Raw genomic sequence first — 14969 nt, forward strand, 5'->3', positions numbered from 1 at the left:
GGTTATTCGTACTGTTCGCGGGTGTCGAACTGGGGTATCTCCGGCGGGTCGAACAGGCCGAAGGTGGCCCGGTTGAGCCAGGAGCGCTGTTGCCCTTCTTCCAGCGAATAGTCGCTGCTGAGGTTGCCGTCGTCGTCCAGTGCCGGATAGTCCGGGAAGTTCAGTGCCAGGATGTCGGTGGCGTCCCTGGCGAGGTCGTTCATCCCCAGCATGATATAACCCTGGGCCATCACCGCCAGACCATCCGCGACGGCGGGTGTGCGCTGGAAGTTCTCCACCACATAGCGGCCGCGGTTGGCGGCGGCCAGATACGCGCCGCGACGGAAGTAGTAGTTGGCCACTGTAATCTCGTGCCGCGCCAGCAGATTGCGCAGGTACACCATCCGCGCCTTGGCGTCGGCGGCGTAGGGGCTGCCCGGGAAGCGCGACACCAGTTGGGAGAACTCGGCAAAGGCCTCGCGGGCGTGGGTGGTGTCGCGGCTGCTCACATCGGTGGGGAGAAAGCGGGCGAACAGGTCGGTATTGCCGGCATAGGCCGCCAATCCCTTCATGTAGTAGGCGTAGTCGACACTGGGGTGCTGCGGATGCAAGCGGATAAAGCGATCCGCGGCCTCCACTGCGGCCTCGTGTTCGTAGGCGCCGTAGTGGGCGTAGATCAGCTCCAGCTGGGCCTGTTCCGCATAGCGGCCGAAGGGGTAGCGGGACTCCAGCAGCTGCAGGCCGCGCACCGCCAGGCTGAAATTGCGGTTGCGCAGGTAGCGCTGGGCCTGGTCGTACATCTGCTGCTCGCCGGAATCGGCGGTAAGGCCGTCCAGCTCGTCGTTGCCGGCGCAGGCGAGCAGCATGGCTGTTAACAACAGGGCGATGGTGATTTTCAGTGATTTCAACAAGATGGCGACCGCTGGCGTGTTAGAATTCGGATTTGTGAAAGAACTCCCTATTTAACCACATAGGTACGGGAGCATAAACAGGTATTCCGATGACTGACAGAATCCGTACCGCGGCTGACGTCGGGCCAGAGCTTGACGGCGAACGCCTGGACCAGGCCGCGGCCCATCTGTTCCCCGATTTTTCCCGCTCACGCCTGCAAACCTGGATCCGGCGCGGCGAATTGCTGGCCGGCGGCAGGCAGTGCCGCCCGCGGGACAAGGTCCACAGTGGCGACCACCTCACAGTCGACGCGCTGCTGGAAGACGAGGTGAGCTGGCGGCCGGAAGCCGTCGCCCTGGATATCCTGTACGAGGACGAGGCCATTGTAGTACTCAACAAGCCGGCGGGGCTGGTGGTACATCCGGCGGCCGGCCATGCGGACGGCACCCTGGTGAACGCACTGATCGGGCATTTTCCGGCGATGGCGCAGTTGCCCAGGGGCGGCATTGTGCACCGTCTGGACATGGAAACCTCGGGGGTAATGGTCGCCGCCAAGAGTCTCAGTGCACATCATCATCTGGTCGCCCAGTTGCAGGAACGGACGGTGAAGCGGCAATACTGTGCCGTCTGCATCGGCGCGATGACCGGTGGCGGCACCGTCGATGAACCCATCGGCCGCCACCCCCGCCAGCGCAAGAAGATGGCGGTGCTGAGCCACGGCGGCAAGTCGGCGGTGACCCACTACCGGATAAGCCGGCGTTTTGCCAATCACACCCGGATCACCGTCAGCCTGGAGACCGGCCGCACCCACCAGATCCGGGTACACATGGCGCACCGGCGCTACCCGCTGATCGGTGACCCGGTCTACGGCGGCCGGCCCCGTATCCCCAAAGGGGCATCCGACAGCCTGATTGCGGCGCTGCGGGGCTTTCCGCGCCAGGCTCTGCACGCCGAGGCGCTGGGGCTGGTGCACCCGCTGTCCGGCGAAGCGATGCAGTTTGAATGCCCGCTACCGGAAGACATGCAGGCCCTGCTGGCCGTGCTGGAGCGCGAAGACGAGGTCCCCGGCAGTGCTGCTGGAGCCTGATTGGCCGGCTCCGGCCCGGGTGCGGGCGTTTACCACCACCCGCGAGGGCGGGGTCAGCAGCGGCCCTTACCAGAGTTTCAACCTGGGGGATCACGTCGGCGATGACCGCGCCGCGGTGGCGGCGAACCGGACCCGGCTGCAGGCCCTGCTGCCGCCGGGCAGTGGTGTTCAGTGGCTGCGACAGTGCCACGGCAACGAGGTCGTGGCCGCCGGCGCTGACCGCCAGGCGCCGTCTGCAGACGCCTGCTGGACAGGCCGTTCACAGCTGGCCTGTGCCGTGCTGACCGCCGATTGCCTGCCGGTGCTGTTTTGCGACCGCGCCGCGACGGTGGTGGCGGCGGCGCACGCCGGTTGGCGGGGACTGCTGGCGGGCGTTCTGGAACGCACTGTGGAGGCGCTGCCGGTGGCTCCCGGCGAGTTGCTGGCCTGGCTGGGGCCGGCCATAGGTCCGGCGCGGTTTGAGGTGGGCGCGGAGGTGCGCGAAGCCTTCTGCGCCGGGTCCGGACTCGGTTCGGATGAGCTCGCGGCCTGTTTTCAGGCCAGCGCCCGCCGCGACCACTATCTTGCTGATCTCTACGGCCTGGCCCGGCTGCGGCTGTGCTGCGCGGGCGTCGAGCGGGTATTTGGCGGCGGCTTCTGTACCTTTGCCGACGCCGCCCGATTTTACTCCTACCGGCGTGACGGCCAGACCGGACGCATGGCCAGCTTGATCCACCTCAATGAAGTCGCCAATCCGTGCCAAACCCGCACTTGAAACAGGGGCATTCCCCCCCCATCTAAGCCAGCATAGACACTTGAGCCGCCGCGAAGCGCTGGCGCCAAAGGAGAGCATGGCATGAGGATGGATAAACTGACGAATCAGCTGCAGCTGGCGCTGGCGGATGCCCAGTCCATCGCACTGGGCAAGGATCACAATTTCATTGAACCCCTGCATTTGCTGGCCGCATTGCTGCAGCAGCAGGGTGGTTCCACCCGGCCCTGCTGCAACGGGCGGGGGCGGACGTCGCCGGATTGAGCGCCGCGGCGGGCAAGGCGCTGGAGGCGCTGCCCACCGTCAGCGGCGGCGGTGGTGATATTCACATGTCCAACGACCTGGGCCGGATATTGAATGTCAGCGACAAGCTGGCCCAGAAGGGCGGTGACAGCTACATTTCCAGTGAGCTGGTGTTGCTGGCCATGCTGGAGAGCAAGACCACCGCGGGCGAGCTGCTGCAGCAACACGGCGCGACCGCACTCGCGCTGCAGGCGGCGATAGAGCAGCTGCGCGGAGGTGAGGCAGTGAACAACCCGGAGGCGGAAGAGTCCAGGCAGGCCCTGGAAAAATACACGATCGATCTGACTGAACGGGCCGAAGAGGGCAAGCTGGACCCGGTGATCGGGCGCGATGACGAAATCCGCCGTACCATCCAGGTGCTGCAGCGGCGTACCAAGAACAATCCGGTGTTGATCGGCGAGCCCGGGGTCGGCAAGACGGCGATCATCGAAGGGTTGGCGCAGCGGGTAATCAACGGTGAGGTCCCGGAGGGCCTGAAGGACAAGCGCATCCTGTCCCTGGACCTGGGCGCGCTGTTGGCGGGCGCCAAGTTCCGCGGCGATTTCGAGGAGCGCCTGAAAGCGGTGCTGAATGAACTTTCCAAGCAGGAAGGCCGCATCATCCTGTTCATCGACGAGTTGCACACGATGGTGGGCGCCGGCAAGGCCGAGGGCTCCATGGATGCCGGCAATATGCTGAAACCGGCGTTGGCCCGCGGCGAGCTGCACTGCGTCGGCGCCACCACCCTGGATGAGTATCGCAAGTACGTAGAGAAGGACAAGGCCCTGGAGCGCCGCTTCCAGAAGGTGCTGGTGGACGAGCCCAACGAGGAGGACACGATTGCCATCCTGCGCGGCCTGAAAGAGCGCTATGAGGTACATCACGGCGTCGATATCACTGACAGCGCAATCATTGCCGCGGCCAAACTGTCCCAGCGTTACATCACCGACCGTCAGTTGCCTGACAAGGCCATCGACCTGATCGACGAGGCTGCCAGCCGCATCCGCATGGAGATCGACTCCAAGCCGGAGGCCATGGATCGCCTGGAGCGGCGCCTGATCCAGCTAAAGATCGAGCGCGAGGCGGTGAAGAAGGACAAGGACCCCGCCGCCAGCAAGCAGGTGGAACTGCTGGACGAACAGATCGAAAAGGTACAGCGCGAGTTTTCCGACCTGGAGGAGGTGTGGAAGGCGGAAAAGGCCTCTCTACAGGGCGCCGCCCAGATCAAGAGTGAAATCGAGCAGGCCAAGCTGGACATGGAGGCCGCCCGCCGCGCCGGTGACTTGACCCGCATGTCGGAATTGCAGTACGGCAAAATGCCGGAGCTGGAAAAACAGCTGCAGGCCGCCCAGGAGGCGGAGACCGTCGAGCGCACCCTGCTGCGCAACAAGGTCACCGAGGAAGAGGTGGCTGAAGTGGTCTCGCGCTGGACAGGCATCCCGATTAGCAAGATGCTGGAGGGAGACCGCGACAAGCTGCTGCGGATGGAGAGTTCCCTGCATCAGCGGGTGGTGGGGCAGAACGAGGCCGTGGTGGCCGTGTCCAACGCCGTGCGCCGTTCCCGCGCCGGCCTGTCGGATCCCAACCGGCCCAATGGGTCCTTCCTGTTCCTCGGCCCCACCGGGGTGGGCAAGACCGAACTGTGCAAGGCCCTGGCCGAGTTTCTGTTCGACAGTGAGCAGGCCATGGTGCGCGTAGACATGTCCGAATTCATGGAGAAGCACTCGGTGGCGCGGATGATCGGTGCGCCACCCGGCTACGTTGGCTACGAGGAGGGTGGCTACCTGACGGAGGCGGTGCGCCGCCGTCCCTATTCCCTGCTGCTGCTGGACGAGGTGGAGAAGGCCCACCCGGACGTCTTCAACATCCTGTTGCAGGTGCTGGAGGACGGCCGCCTGACCGACGGCCAGGGCCGCACTGTGGACTTCCGCAATACCGTGATCGTGATGACCTCCAACCTGGCCTCTGACCTGATCCAGGAAATGGCCGCCGCGAACAACTATGAGGCGATGAAATCAGCGGTGATGGGCGTCGTGGGCAGTCATTTCCGCCCGGAATTCATCAACCGCATCGACGAGACTGTGGTCTTCCATCCGCTGGCTGCCGATCAGATCCGCGGTATCGCTGACATCCAGCTGCAGTCGCTGCGCAAGCGGCTGGAGGAACGTGAACTGGCCATCGAAATCAGCGATGCCTTCATGGATCGCCTTGCTGCCACCGGCTACGATCCGGTATACGGCGCCCGCCCGCTGAAACGTGCGATCCAGCAGGAACTGGAAAATCCGCTGGCCCAGCGTATCCTCTCCGGCGAGTACACGGCGGGAGACACCATCGTAGTGGATGTGGACGGCGAATCGACCAGTTTCGGCAAGCAATAGACACAAAATAGGGTCCGCTGCCTGACACCGTGCCCCGGCGCGGTGTCAGGCCGTCACTCCCTTCCGTAAATGCATCCTGTCTCCCGGCGGCATTGCTCCTGTGCCGCTCCGCCGGGGAAAATCCTGCCGCCCATCGGCCTGGCCTTGCCGTCCGTCAGCTTGTCGTAGACATACAGTCCCGCTCTATTATGGTAGGCAGTTCAATCAATACGCGCGCGCAAGGTAGAGCATGGCTGCAACTGGAATGCCGGAAAGGGTGTCTGAACGGGGTTTTACCCTGATAGAGCTGATGATTGTGGTGGCAATTGTCGCCATCCTCGTTGTGGTCGCTTACCCCTCCTACCTGAAATATACCGTCCGGGCCAACCGTGCAGAAGCCCAGGCTTATCTGATGGAACTGGCACAACGGCAACAGCAATATTTCACCGATGCGCGGGCTTACGCAGCCAATGAAGGTTTGTTGAACATGGAGCCTCCCGACAGGGTGGAGAGTAACTATGCGATCAGTTTCACCCTCGCTGCCGGCCCGCCTCCTGCCTTTACCGTGACGGCCACACCCCGGGCGGGAAGCCCGCAGGTGGGCGACGGCGTTCTCACAATCAACAATGCGGGGCAAAAACTCAGGGGTGCCGAGCCGTGGTGAACCCCTTCCGGCTTCCTGCCTTGCCCGCCGCCATTGTGCAGTCGGGCAGAGCGCGCCGCATCCCGTGGGCCGGGGAAGGCGGTTTCACACTTGTCGAGCTGATGATAGGGCTTGTGCTGTTGGCTGTGTTGCTGGGCCTCGGGATTCCGTCATTCCAGTCACTGATAGCGAATCAACGTATCCGCGCTATCAGCAGCGATCTCCGCATGACGCTTAATACGGCCCGTTCGGAGGCCGTGAAGCGGAACCGGACGATAACCGTGACCGCACAGGATGGTGTGGACAACCTGGACTGGAGCAAGGGCTGGATCGTGGCAAGCCCTGTGGCAGGGGATCCTTCACTGCTCAGCCATACACAGGGGGTGGGAGCGGCGATATCCGGTCCCGCGCAAGTTCAGTTCAGTCCCTCGGGCCGTGTCGCCATAGCGGGAGGAGCCGAGTGGGAAATCCGGATCGCGGGCGGAGCCACGAGGTCCAGCTGCCTGACATTGTCTGTCGATGGACGCACCAGTTCTGACAAGGGGGACTGCTAGCAATGAACGCAGTGGGAGTGCCGGTCAATGCCAGGGGCATCACACTCATTGAAGTGCTGATAACCCTGCTCATCGTGGCGATAGGCCTGCTCGGCCTGGCCGGGCTCCAGGTTACGACGATATCCAGCCAGTTCGAAGCCTACCAGCGCGCGCAGGCTGTCCTGTTGCTGGAGGACATGGCCAACCGTATCCGGGTAAACGCACCGGCAGCCCGGGCGGGCAACTATCCCGATGGTGACAGCTACGGCCTGGGCGTCGATCCCGAAAACATACCCGACTGCTCTATCGAGGCAACGACACAAGCCAGAGATCTCTGCGAATGGGGCAATGCGCTGGCGGGCGTCGATGTTCTGCGGGACAGCCAGGGTCTGGGGAGCATCATCGGCGCCCGTGGTTGCATAGAAAATCTTGCCGGCTCGGCGGATGGCGAGGGTGTCGTTCGGGTCAGCATTGCCTGGCAGGGCTCGGTCCCCACGGTTGCCCCCGCCAACTTGTGCGGCAAGGATGCCTTTGGCGCTGATGACCGCATCCGCAGAGTGGTAAGCGTGGATGTGGTGCTGGCCTTTCTGGGGTTATAGGGATGACATTGGCACACTCCACTTGTCGGAAACGTAGCCTGGTTAGCGGCTTTGGCATCATTGAGATTATGGTGGCTCTGGCCCTGGGGGCTGTGCTCCTGCTCGGCGTCACCGAAATATTCAGCAACAACAGCCTCACCCGTGCGGAAGTGGAGCGCACGAGCTTGCAGATCGAAAGCGGTGCCTATGCTCTGGGGCTATTGGAAGGCGAGTTGGCAAATGCCGGATACTGGGGTGAAGCTGATGAACGGCCGGCCGATACCGCATCGCTGCCACCGGTCTGTCCCATAACGGCAGCGGAGATCGAGGCTGCGATGGGCTATCCTGTACAGGGAGCCGGTGCTGCCGCCTGTATGGTTTCACCCAAGGCTGGGACCGATTATATAGCCATAAGACGGGCAAATAGCTGTGCATTTGATTCCTGTCCTGCACCCGTCCCCGATTTCGCCTTCTACATGCAGGTTAACGCCTGCTTTAATCCGCTGGATCCGGATGAGGATCCACCCGGGGTGACGGTCTATATAAGGCAGACGCCGGGAGAAATGGCGAATCTGGCAACGGGCTCCCGGCTGGCCAACTTTGGTGCGCAGCGGGACTGTACAACGGCGGCCCCCATATATGGTCTGCACAACAGGGTCTTTTACGTCAATTCGGACGATGAACTGGTTCGCGCGGAACTGACGGAGGACGGTTATATCCAGACGGTACTGGTTGAAGGCGTTGAGATGATGGCGTTTGAATATGGCATTGATCAGGACGGCGATGGACAGGTGGATGTACAGGCGTCTCCCGGCACTGACCCTGTGTCCTGGTCAAACGTGTCGATGGTCCGGGTGTCTTTGGTGATACGCAATCTCGAATCCACAGCGGGCTATCTTGACAACCGAAGCTACAGGGTGGCCGGCAATGACTACACAGTCCCGGCGGCACTGCAAAGCCACAAGAGACAGGTCTACTCGAGAACGGTGGGGCTGCGCAATGTTGCCGGCAGGCGAGAGCTGCCATGAACAGTGTTCGTCGTGACAGGCAGCGGGGCGTTATCCTGGTGGTCGCGCTTATCATGCTTCTCGCCGTGACACTTATCGCCGTCACAGCAGCCAACCTGGTGCAGACGAATCTGCGTGTTGTCCAGAACATGGAGAGCCGGGATATGGCCGGTTTGCAGCCAATGCGGCGGTCGAGGAGGCCATCAGCTCTAATCGATTTACCGCAACTCCCGGGGCGGTCTTTCTTGAAAATTGTGGCCAGGCAAACCGCAAGTGCTACGACTTCAATAATGACGGCACCAACGACATTCTGGTGGATGTCGAGCCGCCCAGTTGTGTCGTGGTTATCCCGATTGAAAACTCGGAACTGGATGCTTTCAATTCGCCTGCTGAGGCCAGTTGTTATTTTCCCCCGGGAACGTATTCCATGTGTGCAAGGTCGGTTTGGGAGTTTCGCGCCACGGCAAGGGATGCGGTAACCGGTGCAGAGGTGGTGATTCGCCAGGGTGTCTCGGTGCTCACCACTACCAATAGGATTGACGTTGCCTGCCCTGTGTAGAGCGCGAAGGAGTATCGTTATGAACGGTTTGTCCATATGGTTGAAAGTCGTCGTACTTGTGCTGGGTGCCGTGTCCTATGCATCTCACGCGGAGGATATCGATATTTTTGCAGGCGACGCGGATGTCGACGCTGGCTTGCCCAACATCATCTTCGTGCTCGACAACACAGCCAACTGGTCGAGGCAGAGCCAGAAGTGGCCGGGCGGCAACACCCAGGGTCAGTCCGAGGTGCGCGCAATCAAGCTTGCCCTGCAGGATCAGATCGGCAAGTTGAATGTCGGATTCATGATGTTCACTACCCAGGGCAGTGCCAATGAGGATGGCGGCTATGTTCGCTTCAATCTCCAGGCTCTGACCGAAGACGCTTATGGCCAGTTTTCCCAGGTACTGGATACGGTCTTCGACGGCATCAATGATTCTATAGAAAAACGGAATTCCAATACGGCCTTTGGCAATCTCATGGCCGACTACTACAACTATCTTGCGGGAAGCAACCAGACCTATAACGGTTCGGGCACGCCGGGTTCCCTCGCAGATTCGGAAGGATACACAACGGATTACAGTCTGTTCAAATCGCCGTTGAGTACACTGGATGTCTGCACCAACACCTATCTTATTTTCATCGGAAACCCGAGCAGCAGTGGTCCGACCGATGACAGCTCCAGCAACAGTGACCGCTTGCGCGCGCTGTATGCCGATGCCGGCGCTACAGCGCCTGACGCGCTCGCCGGTGGGGCGGGTTCGCCGCTGCCGCTGCCCGGCTTTACCACGACCACGACGGTCGAGCCGGGTACTCCTCTGGGTCCTTCGGGCTCCTGCTGGAAGAATTCCGAGCAGGCCCAGTGTTCCATCGAGGAAAACGCTCCCGGTGGAAAATGCGAAGCCTTCGAGGACTGCGCTTGTGTCGCGGTATCAACCAATACCTCTGGCTGCATAACCACGGGCAAGCCCGACAACAGAACCGCCCGTTTTGATGTCGAGGTCGGGGGCAGTACCTCCACCACAGTGACGCCTACCGGCATTGACGATACGACCACCGGGCGTTCCTTCAATCTCGACGACTGGTCGAAGTTTCTTTTTAATTACGGCATACCGGTAACCGTCGAGCAGGATGATACGACAGTCACCCAGCATGTCTCGGTCGTCACCTACACCATCGACGTGTTCAACAAGCAGCAGAATGCCGCTCACAGCGGCCTGTTATTCAGTGCAGCCCAGGTGGGTGGCGGACGGTATTTCCAGGCCAGGAATGAAGACCAGCTGGTCGATGCAATAGGCGGCGCGGTGTCAGACATACTGTCGGTCAGCACCACCTTCGCTGCGGTTACCCTGCCGCTGAGCACAACCAATCGAACCCAGCAGGACAATCAGGTATTTATCGGCATGTTCCGCCCTGCGCCGGGCGAGAAACCGCGGTGGTTCGGTAATCTGAAGACCTACCAGATCGGCCTGTTCGATGGTGTGCCGGAATTGGCGGATGTGAACCTGAAGCGTGCCATCAATCCCCTGACAGGCTTTGCAACCGAGTGTGCAGTCAGTTTCTGGACGGAGGATTCGGGGAATTTCTGGGAGAGCCTCGGGGTGGCGCCACCTCCGCGCGGGCAGTGTTTGCCTTCGCCGGGAACCAGTGACTGGTCGGACCTTCCGGATGGCCCGTTCGTGGAAAAGGGCGGCGCGGCCCAGATGGTCCGGCAGGCTGCCTCCAGGGGTTTGTATACCGTGGCGGATGGCGTTCTGGCAGAGCTCAACGCGGCAGCCCTGGGGAGCCAGACCCTCTTTGACTACCTGGTGGGTATTGCGCCCGGTATCAACGCTGCCGGTACTTTTGAGGCCATGCCGGAGGAGGGCCGCAGGCCCAGCATCCATGGTGATGTCGTGCATTCGCGGCCGCTTACGATCAGTTACGGCGGGGACAACGGCGTCACTGTATTCTATGGCTCCAATGACGGTGTCTATAGAGCCATAGACGCCTCAAATGGAGCCGAGAAATGGGGCCTGGTGGCGCCGGAGCATTTCACCCAGTTTGAGCGTCTGTACGACAACCACCCCATGATTCAATACACGGGGTTTGTTGGCGACGATGGCCCCGATTACGAGCGCAAGGACTACTTCTTTGACGGCTCCACCGGGCAGTTGGTGCTCTACAACGAAGATTCCGAGGTTGAGTTGGCGTACATCTATCCGACCATGCGGCGGGGCGGCAGGATGATCTATGCGCTGGACGTAACAGACCCCGCTGCCGCTCCGACATTTCTCTGGAGCAAGGGCTGTCCCAACCTGGACAACGATACCGGCTGCGATACTGGATATGCCGGAATCGGACAGACATGGTCGACCCCTGTCGGAGGGTATGTTGGCGGTTATCTGGCTGGCGACAACAAGCCCCAGCCGATCATCATGTTCGGCGGTGGTTACGACGACTGTCTGTACGAAGACACCGCAGATTACGCCTGCGATGCCAACGCCAAGGGGCGTGGTGTCTACATAGTGGATGGCGCGACCGGCCAGCTGCTGAGGCATTTTCAGACAGATGGCCCGGTCGTGGGGGAAGTGGCGGCCGTCGATGTGCCGCGGCCAATCCAGGACGGCTTGTTCGAATACGCCTATGTGGCGGATGCCAGGGGCAGCCTCTGGAGGATCGACTTTACAACGCTCTCAGGCGCCTACCCATTTGCGATGACAACGCTTGCGCCGGAAGAGTGGACGATCACCAAAGTGGCCGAGACCGGGAACCGAACCCGGCGCTTCCTGAACCAGCCTGCCGTGGGTGTATTCAGGGAACGGGTCTTCGTTGCAATAGGCTCGGGTGATCGCGAGCGTCCGCTGGAGAGCAACTACCCCTACTCGGAGGACGTACAAAACCGGATCTATGCATTCATCGACAGGCCGGCGGCGCCCGTTCCCGACGGCGGCATCAGTCCGGTAGATCTGGATGGCGATACAATGATCGCAGTATCGGCTCCATCGCCCGACGAAGAGCTGCCGGAAGCGAATCCGTTACTGGGCACCGACGGCTGGTACATGGATCTGCCGGGCACTGGGGAGCAGATCGTGAACCAGGCAGCGATTGGCGGAGGAAGGGTGTTCTTCAACACCTACCAGCCCGGCGGCGTCAACACTGGTATTTGCACCAGACCTCTGGGTATCGCCAAGGGATACGGGCTCAGTCTCTTCAACCCGGAACTCACAGAAGGTGTCGAGATAGACGGTGGTGGCATGCCGATCCCGCCGGTCATCGCGACGGTGCGGTTGCCCAACCAGTCACCTGTCGACTGCGAGGGTGATGCCTGCCCACCGCCGGCACCAGGGCCCGTTATCACAATCTGTATAGGATGCGAGGGTTTCAAACCGGTCGAAATCGAACCCGAGGCGGCTCCGACGCGCAAGCGTATCTACTGGACCGAGGAGGTGGATGGTTGACCGCCGTGTCTTTGTGGGGTCTTGCGGCCGCTGGCTAATTCCGGCAACTCATTCGCAGCTGCCGGACTCGGCTTCAGTGTTTCTGGCTTCCGGCATGCACCGCTGGCGCGCCGGCCCGCCGCGCCCCATGGCTACTCGCAGTAGGCCTTGACCGCGGCCAGGGCCTTGCTGCGCTCGGCCTCGATCTCCTCTTCATTCAGGAAGCGCATATCTCCCTGGTCATCCCGTACCCGGATGCGGGCGGTTGAGTCCAGGGTCTCCAGGTTCTGGCGGGCGCGCTCACACAGCGCCGGATTCTTGGTTTTGTCGATGGTCACCGTGGTAGTTTCGGTTTTCTCGAACTCGTTGCCGACCCGGGGTTCGACCTCTTTGGGAACAACCCCCTCGTTGGCAGGTACCACACGTTTGAAGCCCGAACCGGTGGAGATCACTTCATAGTCGGTGCCCGCCGGGGGTGGCCGGTCACTGTGTACCGGATTGCCGCGTGTATCCAGCCAGCGGTAATAGATCTCACTGGCCGTTACCTGCCCGCTGGCCGCAACGGACAACAAAAGCAGAACGACCTGCAGGCCTGTGCAGAATACTCTCATCGCGCCCATCGGCCCTGCTCCCCCTGTCATCGTTGATGCCTTTGCTAAAGTAACCCACCCGCGCAGGGGGCGCAATCCAACCTTGTCGACAAAAACAGCCAATCCTTGGCTATAAAAAATGCCCATTCGGGCAGCGCGGCATTGACATCCGGCCAGCTGCTGCCAACAATACCGGAGTCTCACTGATGGTAATGGCTATTGCCGGGTACCCCCGGCCACTGGCCTACCGCTGCGATGTGATTATTCGCCGTGGCTGCTGGTGAGTCCCGTAATCGACCTGCATCGTATTGAGCGGGTTGAGGGCCAGATACTGCGCTACCTCGCAGGGCGACCGATACACGGGTGTTCGTGATCGTTTTCCTCAGGGATAGCCCCTCCGGGCAGCAACCGGCGGGTCGGTTTCGAGCACTGTATCGCGCCTGACAAGGGGTGGCGTCGCCGACCCGGTACCGGTTCAGGTACTGTCTTCGCAACGTCCACACACACATCGGAACTGCACTGGCGAGGGTTACGCGCCGGGCGTTTTGTTATTGGGAGACAGACTGTGGAGTTGTTATCCGGCGGTGAAATGATCGCCCGTGCCCTGGAAGACGAGGGAGTCGAGTTTATTTTCGGCTATCCCGGCGGCGCGGTGTTACATATCTATGATGCCCTATTCAAGGCGAGTGGGATTCCTCATGTACTGGTGCGGCACGAGCAGGCCGCCACTCACGCGGCGGATGGCTACGCCCGCGCCACCGGCAAGCCGGGCGTGGTGCTGGTCACATCCGGCCCCGGCGCCACCAACGCGATCACCGGAATTGCCACTGCCTATATGGACTCCATTCCGATGGTGGTGCTGTCGGGCCAGGTGGCCAGCCACCTGATCGGTGAGGATGCGTTCCAGGAAACGGACATGGTGGGCATTTCCCGTCCAATCGTGAAGCACAGCTTCATGGTGCGGCATGCACAGGAGCTGCCGGCGACAATCAGGAAGGCCTTTCATATTGCCGCCACCGGCCGCCCGGGCCCTGTGGTGATCGATATTCCCAAGGACATCACCCGTCCCGACGAGAAATTCGAGTACCGCTACCCGGATACGGTCAAGATGCGTTCCTATGCGCCAGCCCAGCGTGGCCATACTGGCCAGATCCGCAAAGCCGCAAAGCTGCTGCTGGGCGCCAAGCGGCCGGTTATCTATGCCGGTGGCGGTGTCGTCCAGGGCGATGCCAGCGAGCTGCTGACGGCGCTGGCACGCACACTCAACTATCCGGTCACCAATACCCTGATGGGGCTGGGTGCCTACCCGGCGACCGACCGGCAGTTCCTGGGCATGTTGGGCATGCATGGCCTCTACGAAGCCAACATGGCAATGCACAACAGCGACGTCATCCTCGCCGTCGGCGCCCGCTTTGATGACCGGGTGACCAACACCGTGGGCAAATTCTGCCCCGGCGCCAAGATCATCCATATCGATATCGATCCGACCTCGATCTCCAAGACGGTGGCCGCCGACATCCCCATTGTCGGGCCGGTACAGTCCGTGCTCGAGGACCTGGCCAGCGTCATCGGGACGCTGCGCGAAAAAGAGCCCGAGCTGCCCGATATCACTGCCCTGACGCGTTGGTGGAAGCAGATCGACGAATGGCGCGACAAGCACGGCCTGTGGACCGGCCGCCGCTATGGTGAGAGCGAGCGCATCATGCCACAACAGGTGATCGAAAGCCTGTACCGGGTCACTGGCGGCGACGCCTATGTCACCTCCGATGTCGGTCAGCACCAGATGTTCGCGGCCCAGTACTACAAGTTCGACCGCCCCCGGCGCTGGATCAACTCCGGTGGTCTCGGCACCATGGGCTTCGGCCTGCCTGCCGCAATGGGCGTCAAGCTGGCCTTCCCTGAGATGGAGGTCGCCTGTGTCACCGGTGAGGGCAGCATCCAGATGAACATCCAGGAGCTGTCCACCTGTACCCAGTACAACACGCCGATCAAGATCATCAACCTGCGCAACAATTACCTGGGCATGGTCAAGCAGTGGCAGGACATGCAGTACGAGGGCCGCTATGCGATGAGTACCTACGAGGACTCGCTGCCGGATTTCGTCAAGCTGGCCGAGGCCTACGGCCACGTCGGTATCCAGATCACCAGGCTGGAGGAGCTGGACGCGCGCATGGAAGAGGCCTTTGAGATGAAGGACAGGCTGGTGTTCCTCGATATCTTCATCGACCCGATGGAGCACGTGTATCCGATGCATGTGGCGCCCAATGGCGCGATGAAGGATATGTGGCTGAGCAAGAACGAGAGGACCTGAC

The 14969-nt window shown here is 61.5% G+C and carries 12 protein-coding genes; 10 read left to right on the forward strand and 2 right to left on the reverse strand.

The window, feature by feature from the left end; all coding sequences use genetic code 11:
• Window positions 1-2 precede the first annotated feature (2 nt).
• On the reverse strand, window positions 3-887 hold the full coding sequence (locus tag G3T16_RS14025) for an outer membrane protein assembly factor BamD (RefSeq protein ID WP_163495787.1): 885 nt from the start codon (window positions 885-887) through the stop codon (window positions 3-5).
• A gap of 92 nt (window positions 888-979) precedes the next feature.
• Between G3T16_RS14025 and rluD the strand changes: the two genes are divergently transcribed.
• From rluD to G3T16_RS14065, 9 genes are all read left to right on the forward strand, one after another.
• Window positions 980-1957, forward strand: coding sequence for a 23S rRNA pseudouridine(1911/1915/1917) synthase RluD (gene rluD, locus G3T16_RS14030; protein ID WP_163495788.1), 978 nt, complete (start codon window positions 980-982; stop codon window positions 1955-1957).
• Window positions 1941-2711, forward strand: coding sequence for a peptidoglycan editing factor PgeF (pgeF, locus tag G3T16_RS14035; protein ID WP_163495789.1), 771 nt, complete (start codon window positions 1941-1943; stop codon window positions 2709-2711). Before rluD ends, pgeF begins: the two co-directional genes overlap by 17 nt.
• A gap of 81 nt (window positions 2712-2792) precedes the next feature.
• Window positions 2793-2972 carry a Clp protease N-terminal domain-containing protein gene (locus tag G3T16_RS23390; protein WP_456298651.1) on the forward strand — a complete coding sequence of 60 codons (180 nt, stop codon included), beginning with the start codon at window positions 2793-2795 and terminating at the stop codon, window positions 2970-2972.
• The gene (gene clpB, locus G3T16_RS14040) at window positions 2969-5368 is read left to right on the forward strand and encodes an ATP-dependent chaperone ClpB (protein WP_456298652.1); all 2400 of its coding nucleotides are present in this window, start codon (window positions 2969-2971) and stop codon (window positions 5366-5368) included. The genes G3T16_RS23390 and clpB overlap by 4 nt, the downstream gene beginning before the upstream one ends.
• Before the next feature lie 256 nt (window positions 5369-5624).
• Complete coding sequence (locus G3T16_RS21980; protein WP_269473228.1) at window positions 5625-6011, forward strand: type IV pilin protein; 387 nt, start codon at window positions 5625-5627, stop codon at window positions 6009-6011.
• The gene (locus G3T16_RS14050; RefSeq protein WP_163495790.1) at window positions 6005-6544 is read left to right on the forward strand and encodes a GspH/FimT family pseudopilin; all 540 of its coding nucleotides are present in this window, start codon (window positions 6005-6007) and stop codon (window positions 6542-6544) included. The genes G3T16_RS21980 and G3T16_RS14050 overlap by 7 nt, the downstream gene beginning before the upstream one ends.
• Window positions 6545-6546: 2 nt before the next feature.
• Window positions 6547-7122, forward strand: a complete 576-nt coding sequence (pilV, locus tag G3T16_RS14055; RefSeq protein ID WP_163495791.1) for a type IV pilus modification protein PilV — start codon at window positions 6547-6549, stop codon at window positions 7120-7122.
• 2 nt (window positions 7123-7124) lie between these two features.
• Complete coding sequence (locus G3T16_RS14060; protein WP_163495792.1) at window positions 7125-8129, forward strand: PilW family protein; 1005 nt, start codon at window positions 7125-7127, stop codon at window positions 8127-8129.
• Window positions 8130-8686: 557 nt separating this feature from the next.
• Complete coding sequence (locus G3T16_RS14065) at window positions 8687-12088, forward strand: pilus assembly protein (RefSeq protein WP_163495793.1); 3402 nt, start codon at window positions 8687-8689, stop codon at window positions 12086-12088.
• 131 nt (window positions 12089-12219) lie between these two features.
• Here G3T16_RS14065 and G3T16_RS14070 read toward each other — a convergent pair whose 3' ends face one another.
• The gene (locus tag G3T16_RS14070) at window positions 12220-12708 is read right to left on the reverse strand and encodes a DUF4124 domain-containing protein (protein WP_232059087.1); all 489 of its coding nucleotides are present in this window, start codon (window positions 12706-12708) and stop codon (window positions 12220-12222) included.
• 514 nt (window positions 12709-13222) lie between these two features.
• On the opposite strand from G3T16_RS14070, the gene G3T16_RS14075 reads away from it, so the two are divergent.
• Window positions 13223-14968 carry an acetolactate synthase 3 large subunit gene (locus G3T16_RS14075; RefSeq protein ID WP_163495794.1) on the forward strand — a complete coding sequence of 582 codons (1746 nt, stop codon included), beginning with the start codon at window positions 13223-13225 and terminating at the stop codon, window positions 14966-14968.
• The last annotated feature ends 1 nt before the right edge of the window (window position 14969 follow it).

This window comes from Kineobactrum salinum (assembly GCF_010669285.1).
Lineage (GTDB): Bacteria > Pseudomonadota > Gammaproteobacteria > Pseudomonadales > Halieaceae > Kineobactrum > Kineobactrum salinum.

Coding starts and splice junctions, on each gene's coding strand:
- rluD (WP_163495788.1), top strand. CDS start 980: ATGACTGACAGAATCCGTACCGCGGCTGACGTCGGGCCAGAGCTTGAC.
- G3T16_RS23390 (WP_456298651.1), top strand. CDS start 2,793: ATGAGGATGGATAAACTGACGAATCAGCTGCAGCTGGCGCTGGCGGAT.
- pilV (WP_163495791.1), top strand. CDS start 6,547: ATGAACGCAGTGGGAGTGCCGGTCAATGCCAGGGGCATCACACTCATT.
- G3T16_RS14060 (WP_163495792.1), top strand. CDS start 7,125: ATGACATTGGCACACTCCACTTGTCGGAAACGTAGCCTGGTTAGCGGC.
- G3T16_RS14065 (WP_163495793.1), top strand. CDS start 8,687: ATGAACGGTTTGTCCATATGGTTGAAAGTCGTCGTACTTGTGCTGGGT.
- G3T16_RS14070 (WP_232059087.1), bottom strand. CDS start 12,708: ATGACAGGGGGAGCAGGGCCGATGGGCGCGATGAGAGTATTCTGCACA.